This window comes from Stenotrophomonas sp. PS02298 (genome assembly GCF_029959445.1).
In the GTDB taxonomy this organism is placed as follows: Bacteria; Pseudomonadota; Gammaproteobacteria; order Xanthomonadales; family Xanthomonadaceae; genus Stenotrophomonas.
Genome location: NZ_JASCOR010000044.1, coordinates 1 through 16,723 on the forward strand (window position 1 = coordinate 1; position 16,723 = coordinate 16,723).

General features: G+C 64.6%; 16 protein-coding genes. 7 read left to right on the forward strand and 9 right to left on the reverse strand.

The window, feature by feature from the left end:
* Positions 1-311: 311 nt before the first annotated feature.
* The 4 genes from QMX78_RS08740 to QMX78_RS08755 form a co-directional block, all read right to left on the reverse strand.
* Positions 312-1,739, reverse strand: coding sequence for a hypothetical protein (locus QMX78_RS08740; RefSeq protein ID WP_282268492.1), 1,428 nt, complete (start codon positions 1,737-1,739; stop codon positions 312-314).
* A gap of 76 nt (positions 1,740-1,815) precedes the next feature.
* On the reverse strand, positions 1,816-2,766 hold the full coding sequence (locus QMX78_RS08745) for an aspartate carbamoyltransferase catalytic subunit (RefSeq protein ID WP_282268494.1): 951 nt from the start codon (positions 2,764-2,766) through the stop codon (positions 1,816-1,818).
* Between the two features lie 17 nt (positions 2,767-2,783).
* Positions 2,784-3,251, reverse strand: a complete 468-nt coding sequence (gene ruvX / locus QMX78_RS08750; RefSeq protein ID WP_282268496.1) for a Holliday junction resolvase RuvX — start codon at positions 3,249-3,251, stop codon at positions 2,784-2,786.
* Positions 3,244-3,810, reverse strand: coding sequence for a YqgE/AlgH family protein (locus QMX78_RS08755; RefSeq protein WP_282268498.1), 567 nt, complete (start codon positions 3,808-3,810; stop codon positions 3,244-3,246). Before QMX78_RS08755 ends, ruvX begins: the two co-directional genes overlap by 8 nt.
* Positions 3,811-3,887: 77 nt before the next feature.
* Here QMX78_RS08755 and QMX78_RS08760 point away from each other — a divergent pair, with 77 nt between their 5' ends.
* Positions 3,888-4,424, forward strand: a complete 537-nt coding sequence (locus tag QMX78_RS08760) for a DNA-3-methyladenine glycosylase I (protein ID WP_282268500.1) — start codon at positions 3,888-3,890, stop codon at positions 4,422-4,424.
* A 306-nt stretch (positions 4,425-4,730) separates the two neighbouring features.
* Here the strand turns inward: QMX78_RS08760 and QMX78_RS08765 are convergent, their stop codons facing one another.
* On the reverse strand, positions 4,731-5,861 hold the full coding sequence (locus tag QMX78_RS08765) for a PilT/PilU family type 4a pilus ATPase (RefSeq protein WP_282268502.1): 1,131 nt from the start codon (positions 5,859-5,861) through the stop codon (positions 4,731-4,733).
* A 112-nt stretch (positions 5,862-5,973) separates the two neighbouring features.
* Positions 5,974-7,011: a type IV pilus twitching motility protein PilT gene (locus QMX78_RS08770; protein WP_282268504.1), complete on the reverse strand. Its 1,038-nt coding sequence runs from the start codon at positions 7,009-7,011 to the stop codon at positions 5,974-5,976.
* 96 nt (positions 7,012-7,107) lie between these two features.
* Here QMX78_RS08770 and QMX78_RS08775 point away from each other — a divergent pair, with 96 nt between their 5' ends.
* From QMX78_RS08775 to QMX78_RS08795, 5 genes are all read left to right on the forward strand, one after another.
* The gene (locus QMX78_RS08775; RefSeq protein WP_282268507.1) at positions 7,108-7,770 is read left to right on the forward strand and encodes a YggS family pyridoxal phosphate-dependent enzyme; all 663 of its coding nucleotides are present in this window, start codon (positions 7,108-7,110) and stop codon (positions 7,768-7,770) included.
* A gap of 19 nt (positions 7,771-7,789) precedes the next feature.
* Positions 7,790-8,635 carry a pyrroline-5-carboxylate reductase gene (gene proC, locus QMX78_RS08780; protein ID WP_282268509.1) on the forward strand — a complete coding sequence of 282 codons (846 nt, stop codon included), beginning with the start codon at positions 7,790-7,792 and terminating at the stop codon, positions 8,633-8,635.
* A gap of 235 nt (positions 8,636-8,870) precedes the next feature.
* The gene (locus QMX78_RS08785) at positions 8,871-9,332 is read left to right on the forward strand and encodes a DUF4426 domain-containing protein (protein WP_282268511.1); all 462 of its coding nucleotides are present in this window, start codon (positions 8,871-8,873) and stop codon (positions 9,330-9,332) included.
* A 270-nt stretch (positions 9,333-9,602) separates the two neighbouring features.
* The gene (locus QMX78_RS08790; protein ID WP_282268513.1) at positions 9,603-11,003 is read left to right on the forward strand and encodes an ATP-binding cassette domain-containing protein; all 1,401 of its coding nucleotides are present in this window, start codon (positions 9,603-9,605) and stop codon (positions 11,001-11,003) included.
* Positions 11,004-11,084: 81 nt separating this feature from the next.
* Complete coding sequence (locus QMX78_RS08795; protein WP_282268515.1) at positions 11,085-11,492, forward strand: hypothetical protein; 408 nt, start codon at positions 11,085-11,087, stop codon at positions 11,490-11,492.
* Positions 11,493-11,583: 91 nt separating this feature from the next.
* On the opposite strand, the gene soxR is transcribed toward QMX78_RS08795, so the two are convergent.
* Positions 11,584-12,018, reverse strand: a complete 435-nt coding sequence (soxR, locus tag QMX78_RS08800; RefSeq protein ID WP_282268518.1) for a redox-sensitive transcriptional activator SoxR — start codon at positions 12,016-12,018, stop codon at positions 11,584-11,586.
* Between the two features lie 74 nt (positions 12,019-12,092).
* Between soxR and QMX78_RS08805 the strand changes: the two genes are divergently transcribed.
* Positions 12,093-13,454: an MFS transporter gene (locus tag QMX78_RS08805; protein ID WP_282268520.1), complete on the forward strand. Its 1,362-nt coding sequence runs from the start codon at positions 12,093-12,095 to the stop codon at positions 13,452-13,454.
* A gap of 102 nt (positions 13,455-13,556) precedes the next feature.
* Here QMX78_RS08805 and QMX78_RS08810 read toward each other — a convergent pair whose 3' ends face one another.
* Together QMX78_RS08810 and QMX78_RS08815 are read right to left on the reverse strand one after the other, a co-directional pair.
* Positions 13,557-15,518 carry an alpha/beta hydrolase gene (locus tag QMX78_RS08810; protein WP_282268524.1) on the reverse strand — a complete coding sequence of 654 codons (1,962 nt, stop codon included), beginning with the start codon at positions 15,516-15,518 and terminating at the stop codon, positions 13,557-13,559.
* Entirely contained in the window at positions 15,515-16,489 is a 975-nt protein-coding gene (locus QMX78_RS08815; protein WP_282268554.1) for a DUF4105 domain-containing protein, read from the reverse strand. Before QMX78_RS08815 ends, QMX78_RS08810 begins: the two co-directional genes overlap by 4 nt.
* Positions 16,490-16,723: the final 234 nt, after the last annotated feature.

Here is a 16,723-nt window from a genome sequence, read left to right on the forward strand (position 1 = left end):
GCCGCGCCATGCTCGGCAGAGGCTTTCCCGGCAACGCCCAGCCGAGCATGGCTCGGCTCTACAGTGGGCACCACCCAATCTCAAACAGCTTGTAGGAGCGGCGTAAGCCGCGAAGCTGACACTGCCTGAAAAGCCACAAAAGCTCCCCCTCCCCAACCCTCCCCTGCGCCTTCGGCGCAAAGGAGGGAGCGTAGTGCCGAGCCATGCTCGGCAGAGGCTTTCCCGGTAATGCCACAGCCGAGCACGGCTCGGCTCTACGGCGGGGCTACACGCGCAATCCCTGCCTGCAGAAGCTGCACCCAACCTGCAATTCAAGGCGCCACTGGACGATGGGCCCATCGTCCTTCGGCATCCATTTCCAGACAGGTACCCGAGCCGCTCGACGGGCAGGCGTCCACCGCGTGGATCTGCTCCAACGGTACGTCCAGTCGCCATGCCAGACCATGCACGCCAATGGCATAGAAACGCTGGTCGTCGGCGACATGCACCCACAACGGGGCCTTCAGCTGCTGCGCGGACAACTGCTGCACGGATGCCTCCGCCCAGCGCGCGCGACCGATAAGACCCGGGTGATCCAGCCAGCGCGTTCCAGCCACCGACACCCAGCACGACACGGCCATCAACACCGCTACCAGCACAGCGATCCGGCGACCCTGCAGCAATCGCGCCAGCACGATGGCGGGCAGGATCGCGGAAATCGCGGCGTAATACTCGTAGCTGTTCCAGACCAGCGGGAAGTAAGGTGTGTAGGCGACAACGGCAAACACTGCCAGCAACCCCCATTGGCGACGATCCAGACGCCGCCATCCGCCCTTGGCTGCAGCCAGCACCCAGCCGAGCACAACCGGCAAGGCTGCCAGCAGCGCCCAGACGGCGCCCTTCAGCAGCTCGCCGGTGGCGATCATGCGCAGCGCCTCACGTGGCACGTTGAGCAACCACGCACCGAACGATGCACCGTTCTTGATCAGGTTGCCGCCATAACCGTAGGCGTACTGCGGCGCTGGAGGCAGCGTGGCTTTCTGCCGCAGCAGCAGCCAGATTCCGCCAAGAACCACGCATGAGATCAGAACCAGCCACTCGCCGCGGCGCATGCGCGCGCCGGTGAACAGACTGCAGATCAGCATCAGCACCGGCATCAGGATCGCCGACTCCTTGCTGAGCAGGGCGAGGGCCAGCAGGCCCGGCACCACCACCAGCAACAGCGCGCGCTTGCCTGCGGTCGCGGTGGAGGCAGCCAGCCATGCTGCGAGCAACAGCGTGGTCAACAGCACCAAAAGCGGGCTGTTGGCTGCGGCAACCCAATGCACCGTCAGCAGGCTGACGGCCAATACACCGTACAGACCCGCACTCAAGCCCGCCACGGCCCAACGCGCCGGCCAACCGGCAACGCGTGCGATGGTCAGTCCCAGTACGCCAACGCCGAGTGCGGCCAGCAACTGCAACACGAGCATGACGGAGTGCGCGACCAGCACATTGCCACCCATCACACTCTCAACCACGCGCCACCACGCGGTCTGCGACAGCGGCCGCCAGAACAGTTCCGGCTGCACTGGCCAGAAGGTTTCCGACCACGGCTGGCTGGCCAGATTGGCCAAGCGCGCCGCATGCAGGAAGACGTAGTCATCCCCCCAGAACGGAGTCCATAGCGCAGGCACCCAGATCACAGCGGCCAGCACCAGCAACACCAACATCGTCAGCAGGTCCGACCGCACCGGCCCGGCTTTCACATTCGCATCCATACTTGTTGCTCCACGGTGTTGCCTGCAAGCGCAGGTTCATCAGCACTGGCAGGGGCAGTGCCCTGCCACTGCCAACTCAGCCCAACAGGGTTTCCAGCACGGCCATGCGCACGGCGACGCCGTTCGCAACCTGGCGCAGCACCCACGACTGCGGACCATCGGCCACTTCGTCGGTGACTTCCACGCCGCGGTTGATCGGGCCCGGGTGCAGCACCGCTGCGTCCTTGGCGGCGCGCTTCAGGCGCTCGCTGTTGAGGCCGTACTGCGCGTGGTACTGCTCCAGCGACGGCACCAGGCCCTCTTCCATGCGCTCGCGCTGCAGGCGCAGCATCATCAGCGCATCCACGCCTTCCAGCATCGCGTCGAAATCATGGCCGACCACGCAGCCATCGAGGATGCCATCCTCCGGCAACAGCGACTGCGGACCGCAGACGCGGATCTCGCCCACGCCCAAGGTACGCATCGCCTGCAGATCGGTGCGCGCAACGCGCGAATGCTTCACGTCGCCGACGATCACCACTTTCAGCTTGGAGAAATCGCTGCCCTTGGCCTGCCGCAGGGTCAGCATGTCGAGCAGGCCCTGGGTCGGGTGCGCGCTGCGGCCGTCGCCGGCATTGATCAGCGCGGTACCTTCGCCAGCCACGCCAGCCAGTTCGGCCACCGCACCATCATCCGGGTGGCGCACGATGAAGCCGCGCACGCCCATCGCTTCCAGATTCTTCAGCGTGTCGCTGGCGGTCTCGCCCTTGCGCGCGGAAGAAGTGGAAGCATCGAAATTCAGTACGTCAGCACCCAGCCGCTGCGCCGCCAGCTGGAACGAGCTGCGGGTGCGGGTGGAGGGCTCGAAGAACAGGGTGCAGACGCCGGTACCGGCGAGCACCGCGCGCTTGTTGTTGATCCGGCCAACCGCGGCATCGCGGATCTGGCCAGCACGGTCGAGCAGCTGCAGCAGGGTTTCCCGCGGCAACCCATCCAGGGTCAGCAGGTGGCGCAGGCGTCCTTGGGCATCAAGTTGCGAAGCGGTCATGGCAGGGTCTTCGACAGTCAGGAAATAGGGGTGGCTTCGTGCGGCGCCGACAACCAGCGCTCGATGATGACGGCGGCGGCAACGGCGTCGAGGTTGGCGGCATCGCGGCGGCGCTTGCGGCCTTCGGCGCGCTCCACGGCAAAGCGCTGCGCGGCCTCGACCGAGCTGGAACGTTCGTCCACCAGCAATACGGGCACCTTGTAGCGCTGCTGCAACTGCCTGGCAAAGGCGTGCGCGCGCTTGCGGTTGGGCTGGTCCTCGCCTTCCAGGGTGAGCGGATCGCCGACGATCATGCCCTGCGGCCGCCATTCCTTTTGCAGCTTGTCCAGCGCGTTCCAGTCCGGGCCATTGCCATGCACATCGACGACCGCGATCGCACGCGCGCCGACGCCCAGCGAGCTGCCAATGGCAACGCCGATGCGGCGCGAGCCAACATCGAAGCCCAGTACCGTGCTGCTGGTGGAAAGTGTGTTGGACTCAAGCACGGCCGCTGTATCCGGTGACCAGGAACAGATCAACGCCGATGCGCGCGCCGGCCAACTGCCAGCGCTCATCCAGCGGTGTTTCGAACAGCACGGCAACGTCGGCGGGCACGGTCAGCCAGCTGTTCTCCGCCAGTTCCTGCTCCAGCTGGCCTTCACTCCAGCCGGCACAGCCGAGCGTGACCAGGGCATTGCGCGGACCTTCGCCACGGGCCATGGCTTCGAGGATGTCGCGGGACGTCGTCAGGTAGAGGCCATCGCCCACCTTCAGGCTGGAATCCCATTCGCGGGCGTCGTCATGGATGACGAAACCGCGTTCGGTGTGCACCGGCCCGCCATTGAGCACCGGCACGGCGCGCAGGTCGCCATCGTCGGTATCGATCGCCATCTGCGCGAACACATCGCCGAGGGTGAAATCGGAGGGCTGGTTGACCACGACGCCCATGGCGCCGTTTTCGTCGTGCTGGCAGATCAAAGCCACGCTACGCGCGAACTGGGGGTCGACCAGCGACGGCAAAGCCACCAGCAGGTGATTGGAAAGAGGTGGTGACAGCGCAGACATGTCTGCATTCTACCGGCTGCGGCTGCCTGACGCCTCGCAGGGGCGATAATCGGCCCTACCTTAACGCGGACATGCCCATGACCTACTACTGTGATTTCGCCCCGGGCCACCCCGTGCACGGGCCGTACCACGAGAACGAGTATGGCTTCCCGCAGCGCGACGAACGCGAACTCTTCGAGCGCCTGCTACTGGAAATCAACCAGGCCGGCTTGAGCTGGGAAACCATCCTGCGCAAGCGCGAAGGCTTCCGCAGCGCCTACAGCGGCTTCGACGTGGACGCGGTGGCGGCCTATGGCGAGGCGGATGTCGCCCGCCTGCTGGCCGATGCCGGCATCATCCGCAACCGGCTCAAGGTGGCAGCGGCGATCCACAACGCGCAGGTAATCCAGGGGCTGCGTGCCTCCCATGGCGGCTTCGCCGAATGGCTGGACGCGCATCATCCGCTGCCCAAGGCGGACTGGGTGAGGCTGTTCAAGAAGACGTTCCGGTTTACCGGCGGCGAGATCACCGGCGAATTTTTGATGAGCTTGGGCTACCTGCCGGGCGCGCACCGGGAGGATTGCCCGGTGATGGTGAAGATTGCGGCGATTGGGCCGGCTTGGATGGGGCGGTAAATTGCCCGGGCGGTGTTGACTTGAGCGGGAGCTGGAAGCAAGAGCAAAAACAAAAGCACCCCTCCCCGGCCCTCCCCTTCGCTACGCGAAAGGGAGGGGGAAGAGCGGCCTCCGCCAAGATTTCGGCTTCGGCTTCGGCTTCGGCTTTCGCTTTGGCTCGGCCTTGGCCCCTCCCTTTCGCGTAGCGAAGGGGAGGGTTCGGGAGGGGTGCTCTTGATCTTGATCTTGATCTTGATCTTCCCCGCCCCCCCAACAAAAAAGCCGCCCCAAAAGGAGCGGCTTTTCAAACAACCAAGCCCGCAAGACTCAGCGAACCTCGGCAATCTCCACGCCATCCAGACCCTGCGACAAGGTCTTGGCGTCGCCGCCCTGCGACAGCTTGATGCGCAGGCGCACTTCGTTCTGCGAATCGGCGTAGCGCAAGGCATCGTCGTAGCTGATCTCGCCGGCCTGGTACAGCTCGAACAGGCTCTGGTCGAAGGTCTTCATGCCCAGCTGCACGGAGTCGCGCATCACTTCCTTGAGCTTGTGCACTTCACCGTCGCGGATGTAGTCCTGCACCAGCGGCGTGCCCAGCAGGATTTCCATCGCCACGCGGCGGCTCTTGCCGTCCGGGGTCGGTACCAGCTGCTGTGCCACCACGCCCTTCAGGTTCAGCGACAAGTCCATCAGCAACTGGTTGCGACGGTCTTCCGGGAAGAAGTTGATGATGCGATCCATCGCCTGGTTGGCGTTGTTGGCGTGCAGCGTGGCCAGCACCAGGTGGCCGGTTTCGGCGAACGCCACCGCGTGATCCATGCCCTCGCGGGTACGGATTTCGCCGATCATGATCACGTCCGGCGCCTGTCGCAGGGTGTTCTTCAGCGCTGCCTCCCAGCTGTCGGTATCGATGCCGACTTCGCGCTGGGTCACGATGCAGCCTTCGTGCTTGTGCACGAATTCGATCGGATCTTCGATGGTGATGATGTGGCCGGTCGAGTTCTGGTTGCGGTAACCAATCATCGCCGCCAGCGAGGTCGACTTGCCGGTACCGGTCGCGCCGACGAACAGGATGATACCGCGCTTGGTCATCGCCAGCGTCTTGATCACCGGCGGCAGGTTCAGCTCTTCCACGGTGGGAATGCGCGTCTCGATGCGACGCAGCACCATGCCTACCTGGTTGCGCTGGTAGAAGCAGCTCACACGGAAGCGACCCACGCCGGATACACCGATGGCGAAGTTGCATTCGTGGGTTTTCTCAAACTCCTCGCGCTGCGCCGGCGTCATCACGTTGAGCACCATGTCGCGGCTTTGCTGCGCCGTCAGCGGTGTCTGGGTGATCGGCGACAGCTTGCCGTTGACCTTCATCGACGGCGGCATGCCGGCGGTGATGAAAAGGTCCGACGCCTTCTGGTGCGCCATCAGCTTGAGGAACGAGGTGAAATCAATAGTGCTCATGTCTGGCTCCCGATGGAGAGCCGGGACAGGGCGTGGGATGACTCCACGGCGCCCCGTCGATTCCGGCTTTTGCGAATCCCGAATTCCGAATCTCTAATCCCGAAACCTGGAATTACTCGAACAGACGCTTGTCCTTGGCGTATTCCTTGGCCTGGCTGCGCGTGACCAGGCTGCGCTTGACCAGATCCTGCAGGTTTTGATCCAGCGTCTGCATGCCCACCTGCTGGCCGGTCTGGATGGACGAGTACATCTGCGCCACCTTGTCTTCGCGGATCAGGTTACGGATGGCCGGTGTTGCCACCATGATTTCGTGCGAGGCCACACGACCGCCACCGACGCGCTTGAGCAGCGCCTGCGAAATCACCGCACGCAGCGACTCGGACAGCATCGAGCGCACCATCGGCTTTTCGCCAGCCGGGAACACGTCGATGATACGGTCGATGGTCTTGGCCGCCGAACTGGTATGCAGGGTGCCGAACACCAAGTGACCGGTTTCTGCCGCGGTCAGTGCCAGGCGGATGGTCTCAAGGTCACGCAATTCGCCGACCAGGATGATGTCCGGGTCTTCACGCAGCGCCGAGCGCAGGGCTTCGTTGAAGCCGTGCGTGTCACGGTGCACTTCGCGCTGGTTGATCAGGCACTTCTGCGAGGTGTGCACGAATTCGATCGGATCCTCGACGGTGAGGATGTGACCGTATTCGTTCTTGTTGATGTGGTCGATCATCGCCGCCAGCGTGGTCGACTTGCCCGAACCGGTCGGGCCGGTGACCAGGATCAGACCCTGCGGCTGCTCGATCAACTCACGGAAGATCGGCGGGCAGGCCAGGTCTTCCAGCGTCAGCACTTCCGAGGGAATGGTACGGAACACCGCACCGGCACCACGGTTCTGGTTGAACGCATTGACACGGAAGCGCGCCAGCGAGGGAATCTCGAACGAGAAGTCGACCTCGAGGAACTCTTCGTAATCACGCCGTTGCTTGTCCGACATGATGTCGTACACCAGCGCGTGCACTTGTTTGTGGTCCAGGGCCGGGATGTTGATGCGACGGACGTCACCGTCCACGCGGATCATCGGCGGCAGGCCGGCGGAAAGATGTAAGTCCGAGGCCTTGTTCTTGACCGAGAACGCCAAAAGTTCAGCGATGTCCATACGCGCTCTGTCCCCTGCGTTGCGAGTATATGTAAGGTGTTTCCCCTGGCAGGCAGTATAAGCCTTCCCACGTAAGAGGTAGATGCTTTGCAAACCGTGTCGTTGGCCACCCTCCGGCAGCAGATCGACGCTGCTTCCAGCCCCTCCCAACCGGTCCGCCTGCTGGCCGTCTCCAAGCTGCAGCCGGCCGCTGCGGTGGCTGGACTGGCCGCCCAAGGACAGCGCGCCTTTGGTGAAAACTATGTGCAGGAGGCGGCCGCCAAGATCGCCGAGCTGGCCGAACTGGGCCTGGAATGGCACCTGATCGGCCACCTGCAATCCAACAAGGCCGAGCTGGCCGCCCAGGTCTTCGACTGGGTGCAGACGGTGGACCGGGGCAAGCTGGTCAACGCCCTGGCCAAGGGCCGCCCGGCCGCTTTGCCCCCCCTCAATGTGCTGATCCAGGTCAACATCGACGACGAGGACAGCAAGCATGGCTGCACCCCGGAGCAGGTCGCTGCACTGGCCGCGGCCGTCGCCAAGGAGCCACGGCTCTGCCTGCGCGGTCTGATGGCGATCCCCGCGCCGTTCCCGGAAGCGGCCAAACGCCAGGCCGCGTTCGCACGGATGCAGGCCTTGTTTACCGACCTGGCCGCACAGTACCCGCAGGTCGATACACTTTCGATGGGCATGAGCAGTGACTTTGCCGAAGCCATCGCCGCCGGCTCGACCATGGTCCGGGTCGGCACCGCTTTGTTCGGCCAACGCCCTTCCCCTTGATCGCACCGAGATTGGATTGATGACCAGCAGCCCGTACGCAGACCTTCCCGACACTGATGTCGCCTTCATCGGCGGCGGCAACATGGCGCGCAGCCTGATCGCAGGTTTGCTGCGGCGCGGCATGGCCGCCAGCCGCATCCATGTCGCCGAGCCGGTCGCCGCCCTGCGCGAGGCGCTGGCGCAGGACTTCGGCGTGCATACCTACAACGCCGCCGAAGCCGCCGCCGCTCATGCCGGGCTGTGGTTGATGGCGGTCAAGCCGCAGGTGATGCGTACCGTCTGCGAGGCCTTGAGTCCCGTCGCCGCCGCACAGCAGCCGGTGGTCGCCTCGATCGCCGCCGGCATCACCGCCGCGCAGCTCGAACGCTGGCTGGGTGGCGATCAGGCCATCGTTCGCGCCATGCCCAACACCCCCGCCCTGCTCGGTGCCGGCGTCACCGGCCTGTTCGCCAACCCGCGCGTATCCACCGCCCAGCGCGCGCAGACCGAGCAGGTCCTTGCCAGCGCCGGCCGCACCGTCTGGATCGAGAACGAAGGACTGATGGACGCGGTGACCGCCGTTTCCGGCAGCGGCCCGGCCTACATCTTCCTGCTCGCCGAGGCGATGGAAGCCGCAGCATTGGAACAAGGCCTGCCGGCGGATGCGGCGCGCACGCTGGTGCTGGACACCGTCCTCGGTGCCGCACGCATGCTGACCGAAGCCGGCGAAGCCCCGGCCGAACTACGCCGCCGCGTCACCTCCCCAGGCGGCACCACCCAGGCAGCGATAGAAACCTTCCAGGCCGGCGGCTTTGAAGCACTGACGGCGAAGGCCATCGATGCGGCAGCCAAGCGCGGCAAGGAACTGTCTGCTGCGAACGATTGACTGGTACAGAGTCCGTCAGGCGCACGTACGCATAGCCCCTCTCCCCTCGTGGGGTGAGAGGGGCAGCTTGCGAACCACCGGTTCGCTGCCCATCGAACGCCCTTGCGCTGGCGCAAGGGCCGGGGCGCGGAGCGGGGGTTGGGGAGAGGGGCAAGGCGAAGCCTTGTAGCTTCTGGACCCTCAGAAAGAAGCCTTTTTCCAACAACAAGCACCACAGCCCAAGGAGCAATCCACCATGCCCCGGTTCGCCCTAACGCTGTCCTCCACCCTGCTGCTTACCCTTGCCGCCTGCTCCGCGGAACCCTCCCCGCGCGCAGCCGTCATCCAACAAGCGCAACCCAGCCACGCCGACCTCGGCAAGCTGCGCGTGCACTACAACCTGCTGCCAACGCTGGCCATGAACGACACCGTCGCCCGCAGCTACCAGGTGCAGCGCGAAGCCGACCGCGCCCTGCTTGTCGTTGCCTTGCGACAACTGGAACAAGGCGAAGAACTCCCAGCCGAAGGCAAGGTACAAGCCATCGCCACCAATCTCTCCGGCAAGCGCCAGCAGATCGAATTGCGTGCCGTGCGTACGGGTGACTACACCGACCTGATCGGCCTACTCGATGCACATCCACGCGATCAGCTGCGCATAGACCTGCAGATCAGCGCAGATGCAGGCGCAGGAAACGTGCGTTTCGAGCGGAATTTCTGAATCCCGCCGAAACAATAGGCATCGTCTTGTTTGTCACTCCAGCACCTTATTCGCGGTTGCAAACGCGCTTGAAAAAACGCGCATTTCCTTTCCCAATCAATTTGATATGACTGCGCAGCAGCGATCACCTCGCAGCTTGCGAGGTCGTTGCGCGTTGTCCGCACACATCACAAAGTCAAATTGACATGGAATTAACACAAACCATACTGGCCGCCTTTCCAATTCCGCGCAGACCCCAGAAACGGGTTTGCGACGGGCAGAGTGACGTCCTTGCCAGTCCACAACTCCCCTACTCCGTTGCTGCAGCTGCAAGGCTGGGGCATGCGCCGTGGCCAACGCACCGTGCTGGCGTCGATTGATCTGGACATCAGCGGTACCGGCATCGTGGTGTTGATGGGCCCGGGCGGCACCGGCAAGTCCTCGTTGCTGCAAGCGCTGTCTGGCCAAAGCAACGCCCATGGCGGGCGCTGGGGCACGCTGCTGTTCCAAGGTGCACCGCTGGAAGCGGCAACGCAGCCACCGGTACTGGTGCAACAACACGCACGCGAACTTGGCTTCAGCGTGCTGGAAAACCTCAGCGCTGCGCTGCGCCCACAATCAGGCAACAGGCCACAGGCATTGCGTGAGCAGATCGACACGCGCCTGCAGGCCTTGGGCGCTACCGCCGTGGCCGCACATCTGCAGCAGCGGGTGATCGACCTGCCGCGCGGACTCGCTCGCCAGGTCGCCATCCTGCGCGCCGCCTTCAGCGGTAGCGCGCTGCTGTTGATCGACGAACCCACCAGCGAGCTGGAACCGGCCGAGGCGGAAGCCGTGCTCACGCTGATTGAACGTCTATCCGCCAACCACTGCTGCCTGGTCAGCCTGCACCATCAAGGCCAGGCCCGACGTATCGCTTCGCGGGTGATCCTGCTGGCCGGCGGCCATGTGCAGGTTGATGCGCCCGTGGATGCCTTCTTTGCCAATAGCGGGCAGCACCCGGTGCTGGCGCAGTTCCTGCGCACCGGCAGCTGCCATGTCCCCGCGCCGGATGCGCGCGCTGAGGATCTCGCCGATGGTGTTGTCGCACCAGCGCCCGTTGCGATCGCCGAGAAGATACCAAGCCAGCCTGTCACGCCTGCGGCCGAAGCTTCCATTGCGCGTCCAGCACCGATGCAGACACCAGCACCGGTCCGCCTGTCTGCCACGCCATCCCGGCGCGGCCCCAACGGCTTCCATTGGCTGGTACCGGGCAAGCTCGCTGGTTGCCCGATGCCTGGCGTGGTATTCGCCATCGATCACGATCTGGCGTTGCTGCGCGGCATGGGCGTCACCGTGCTGGTCAACCTCACCGAACGCGAGATGCCGGCCGAGCGACTGGCTCCCTACGGGCTGCGCAGTTATCACCTGGGCATCGCCGACCGCGGCGCTCCGCCGCTGCTATGGGCCAAGCTGCTGCTGGCCAAGATCGAGGTGATGCTGCGCGAGGGCGAAGTCGTCGCCGTGCACTGCCTGGCCGGCCTTGGCCGAACGGGCATGGTGCTGGCCGCGTGGTTGATACGCGAAGGCCTCACCGCCAATGAGGCACTGCGCCGCCTGCGCACGCTGGACCCGGGTTTCGTGCAGTCGCAGGAGCAGGAAGACCTGCTGCATGCGCTGGAAGAAAACCTGCTGATCCGCGCCTGCGACTGATCAAACACTGAGTGATGCCGGGCCGCACTGCGGCCTACGGGCATCGTTTTTCCTTTTCTCCCCCTTCCGCAAGGACTCCCCATGTCGCTCGACACCACCCTGCAGCAATCCGTTGCCTCCATCCCCGAATGCGTGGCCGCCGGCTACGTCGACATCAGCTCCGGCATGCTGCTGTCGGTGCGCACCGTGGATTCGCATCCGCGCGAAGTGCTGGATCTGGTCGCCGCCGCCACCGCCGACCTGTACCAGGGCCCGAACATCCGCAGCATCGAGCAGATGTTCCGTCGCGCACGTGGCCTGGAAGACCAGGAAGGCGCGCATTACTTCCAGGAAATCATCGTCAACAGCGAAAACCTGATCCACGTCTTCATGCGCGGCAAGCGCTACCCCGATTACGTGATGGTGTTTGTCTGCCGCCGCACCGCCAACCTCGGCATGGTGCTGACCCGCTCGCGCTTGGCGATGCCGCTGATCGAAGCTGAAATCTGATCGATCCGGGCCATGCGACGTGGCCCGAACCGCAAACGCTGCCGGCGCTTCTTCCCGATACCCGGCAGCTTGCCGATCCCGTCTCGCAACGCTAGCCCACGCGTTGCGGGCCTTCGCCGCGCTGCCCCAGCACGTCCTGCGGATTCAGCAGGCCGCAACGCTTCAGTGACAGACAGCCGCAGCCGATGCAATCGCTGAGCTGATCCCGCATGAACTGCAGCGTCGCGATGCGCTCGTCCAGTTCCTTTCGCCAGCGCGCGGACATCTTCGCCCAGTCAGCCTTTGTGGGCGCGCGCCCTTCCGGCAGTTCCGCCAAGCGCTCGGCCACTGCCTGCAAGGGCATGCCCACGCGTTGTGCAGCCTGGATCAGTGCCAAACGCCGCAGCACATCACTCTGGAATCTTCGCTGGTTACCGGCCGTGCGCTGGCTGTGGATCAGTCCCTTGCGCTCATAGAAGTGCAAGGCCGACACCGCAACACCGCTGCGCCGGGCCACTTCACCTACACTCAGCTCCCGCGTGGACATCACTTGACCTCAACCATGGTTGAGGTGTGATGCTGCACGCCCCCCAGCCGCAACTCAAGCAGCAGCGTCGCATCATGAGTTCCCAAAGCATCGCCTCGGCCCCACCGGCCAGCACCTCCATCCTCGCCCCGCAGTACCGTGCTACCACCTTCGGCATGGTCGCGCTGATCTCGCTGATCGCCTTCGAAGCGCTGGCCGTGGCGGCCGCCATGCCCAGTGTGGCCGAGGCTCTGGACGGGCTACGCCTGTACGCGCTGGCCTTCGGCGGTGCACTGGCCACCAGCGTGATCGGCATGACCCTGGCCGGCCGCATGTGCGACCAGCAGGGCCCGGCGCGACCCTTATGGCTGGGCTTGGGCAGCTTCCTGATTGGCCTGCTGCTGGCCGGTTTGGCACCGCGCATGGACGTGTTGATCGTCGGCCGCCTGTTGCAGGGCGTCGGCATCGGCGCGATCTCGGTGTCGCTGTATGTGCTGGTGGCGCGCACCTATCCGGAAGCGCTGCGGCCGAAAGTGTTCGCAGCCTTCTCCGCCGGCTGGGTCGTACCCTCGCTGATCGGTCCCGGCCTGAGCGGGCTGATCGTGCAGCACCTGAGCTGGCGCTGGGTCTTCCTGATCGTGCCGGTGTTGGCCTTGCCGGCGGCCTGGCTGCTGTTGCCGGCACTGCGCAGTACCCAAACCAGCATCCGTAGCGACGTCGAGCAGCGGCCAGTGGTGCGCTGGGCGATAGGCACCGCGCTGGCCGCACTGTTGCTGTACGTCGGCGGACAGCTACAAGGCGTGCAGGCGCTGGCGGTGATGACGGTGGCAGTGATTGCACTGATCTTCTGCGCCCGTCACCTGCTGCCCAGCGGCAGCTTGCTGCTGCGCCGCGGCCTGCCCAGCGTGATTGCCTTGCGTGGCATTGCCGCCTCGGCCTTCTTTGGCGCCGAAGCCTTCCTGCCGCTGCTGCTGCAGCGCGAGCGCGACCTGTCGCCGCTTTGGGCCGGCGCAGCGCTCAGCCTGGGTGCGCTGGGCTGGTTCTCTGGCTCATGGATGCAAGGCCACCAGCACTTCGGCTGGCGCCGCACGCACATGCTGCAGGCCGGTACCTGGTTGATGCTGGCCGGCCTGCTGATCACCGTGCTCACGCTGTATCCGGGCGTGCCCTTGATGCTGGCGCTCGCCGGCTGGGCGCTTACCGGCCTGGGCATGGGCCTGATCTATCCCAGCTTGTCGGTGCTGACCTTGTCGCTGTCAGCACCGCACGAGCAAGGTGCCAACAGCTCGGCCTTGCAGCTGAGTGAAGGCATTGCCGTCGCCTCGACGCTGGCGATCTCCGGCTCGCTGTTTGCCGCAACCGTTGGCGGCAATGAAACCAGTGGTTATCTGCTGTGCTTTGCGGTGACGCTGCTGTTGGCCGGATTGGCAACCGTGGTTGGTCGCCGCATCGGCTGAGCAGCGCTCGATCACGCAGCTCAGCAATCTCCTGCGTCGCAGCTCTGCGCGAGGATCTCCGGCTTGATCCTTTGCCCGGGCTACACGCAGCCCGGCACAGGCTCAGTGCGCGGCATCCACGCCTTCCACTTCCAGCAGGTCCTGGCGCAGGATGCGGCGCACTTCCAGCACCGCTTCCGGCGTTTCCTGCACGCTGTGGCCGGACACGATCACCTTTTCCGACAACGCGCCATCCAGATGCGCGCTCCAATACGGCACCAGCCCATCGTCGGACTGCGCAGTCGGCACCTCGGCTTTGCGCTTGGCGATGATGGAGTGGTACTTCAGGCCCGGCTGGATCGGCAGCGCCGAGGACGCCTCGATGAAGGGATCACTGGCCTTCAGGTTCTCGATGCTGTTGGTGATCACCGGTTCCTTGGGCTTCTTGCCATCGGTTTCCCCCGGGTCCTGCAGCGCCATGAAGGCATCGCCGAAGGCACCAAGAATCGTCAGCGGCAAGCGCACCAGCCTGCCGATCAAACGACCGAGCCGGTTGCCGGCCGCATCCGTGCCCTTGTGCGGTGAAGCGAGGAAAATTGCCCGCTCCACGTTCGGCTGCGGGGTGAAGTGCAGCACCGGCCCAAGCTTGGCTTCCACCCGCGCCAGCCGCTCGCCCTGCAGGTTGTAGCGCTGGCGGGTGTTCTCCCACAGCACATCGCCCGAGTCACTGAGCATCAAGCGTGCGATCACGCCGCCCATGCTGTGGCCGATGAAGACCATGTCATGCGATGCCGGCGCCGTGCCCTTCGGATCGAAGTGATGCAGCGTGCTGTTGAAGGCCTTGCTGATGGTGTAACGGTTCAAGGCAATCGGCGCGTTGGTCGGGTAGTACACCGACCACACCTGGTAATGCTCGCGCATTTCCTCGTCGCCCATGATCTCGTTGGCCAGGTTCACCCACGCTTCCGGGCTACTGGCCAGGCCGTGCAGCATGAAGATGATGCGCTTGTTCGGATCGTAGGGCTGCATCAGGTAGATATGCGGCTCGCGGATGCCCTCGCCACGGCCAAACAAGGTGCGCAGTGACTCGGTGGCGAAGCCGGACTGGGCCAGCCACAGGCCATAGGCAGCGGTGAAGTTGGCCGCCAGCGGCACTTCTTGACCGCGCATCTGGATGCTGCTGAGGTCGGGCGAATAGGCCTCCAACTGCACCTGCCGGGTTGCCAGTATTTCTTCCAGCGTATTGCCGCTGAAGTTCAGCACGGCGGTCACGTTGACCGCAGGCATCTCGCTGTAGACCGGCAGGTCCTGCTTGCGCTCTTCAACTTCAATCGCCTGCGCCAGTGCTGGCGCTTCCATCATCGCCACCAGCTCGGCGCCAAAACCGTCGCGACGGTAGGAACTGCGCAAACCGGCAAAACTCACCGAGGACGCGGCCACCAGCTGCCTAGGCACGCCTTCGAGCTTGAGCTGGTCGAACTTCGCACTGATGGTCCACTCGTCCACCCGCACCGGCAGGTTGATGTCCTCGCCTTCCAAGGCCCGCGCACGGGTGCGCTGGAACACCACCGACGCGGCCTGCTCGGTCGCGTAGTTGTAGTAATCCCGCACCTGGGTAAGCCGGTCTTCCAAAGCGCGCTCGGCTGGGCTGCGACCGCTGAAGAACAGGTACAGATAGGAATAGCGTGCGGTTTCCAGCCAGGCATCCAGCGCCGCCGGCGGCAGCTCGATGGGCTCGTTGCCCTTCGCCTTGGGGGTGAGCGCCAAGGCTTCCTGCATCCACAGCTCGGCCAATGTGGAAAGGCGCTGCTCGGACTGCAGGCCATCATTGGTGGCCACCGTCTGCCGGCAGGTGATCAGGTCCTTGCTGCAATCACTTTCGGTCAAACCAATGACCGACAGCGACTCCTGCGACAAGGCGCTGAGCTTGCCGGTGCTGAGGATGTCGCCACGCTTGAGCATCACATAGTCGGTGTTGCTCACCGCTTTCATCTTCACCATGGCGCAGCCGCTGGAGAGCAGCAGCGCCAGTACCGCGACCACCGGCAACAACCGGCGTATCCATGTCTGCGGGGTGTGGGTCATGGGTTGGTTCCTGGTGCGGGAATGCCAGGTACGCCAGCGCGTATCCGGGAAGAGAAATCAGCCACATCGCCCGCTTCGCGTGCACGCAGCGTTATACGCCCCGATTGTTGCAGAGTCGCCAGCGGCACGCCCGGGGTCAGCCCACCGACGTCGGCGGCGTACTCGGCCAGATAGCCGGAGGCCAGCAGCCGGTAGTCCAGCGGCAGGTTGGGCTGGATGCGGCGCATCAGCTCGAACACCACGGTGGTGCAGTTGCTGGTCAGCGTGTTGTAGAAGCGCGGTTCCTGCTCCAGCTGCTGCGCGCGGTCCACGTAGAAACGCAGCAGATCGCGCATCTTGTCCGGGCTCAGCCCATGCAAGCGGTACAGATAGACATCCTCGCCGCGCACATTGCTGCGCGTCAGCACGATGTCGCGCTCATCCGAGGCCACCAGCACCGCCTCGAACTTGCGGAAGAACCCACCCAGCGCTGAGAACGACTCGCCCTGCTCCTTGCGGATCTCCAGCGAGAACACCAGCTGGCGGCCATCGGCAAAGCCGAACGACACCAGCGTGTGGGCGATGGCTGGCCCCATCCAGTAGGACAGGATCATGTCCACCGACTGTACCTGCGACAGATCGTACTCGCGCGCTTCCCAGCGCACGTCGTAGTCGGTTTCGGTACGCCAATGGAAGTTGCGCACGTTGTCGATGATCAGGCGGTCACCCTCGATGCGCGCATGCAGCGGCTGTGCCACGTCATCGGCCCAGGCCCGGTCCTGCCGCGGGTCGATCGTCGCCCACCAGATCAGCATCACCGCGAACAAGGCACCGAACACCGCCAGCGAATGCCAGCGCCGCACCGGCCCGAAGCCCGCGCGGATCGCCCAGATGCTGGGCACGCACCACACCAGGATCGCCACGACCTTGGCCACCACATTGCCGGGGAACTGGTACCACAGCGCAAACCCGCCCCAGATACCGATGCACAGACACAGGAACGCCAACAGGACCCGACCGACGCCACGCACAACACTGCCCAGACGCCGCTTCCCTACATTCACCACTTCACTCTCCTGAAAGACCCAACGGCCCCGCAAGCGCACCGCGCCCAGCCGGGACCACCGCGAACTGAATGGGCCGCCAGCGACCCGCGGCAAAGATAGCCTGCCGGGCGCGGAAAGCGGAGTGAAACAATTAAAAAGCCGGTTGAAGGACAATGCTGT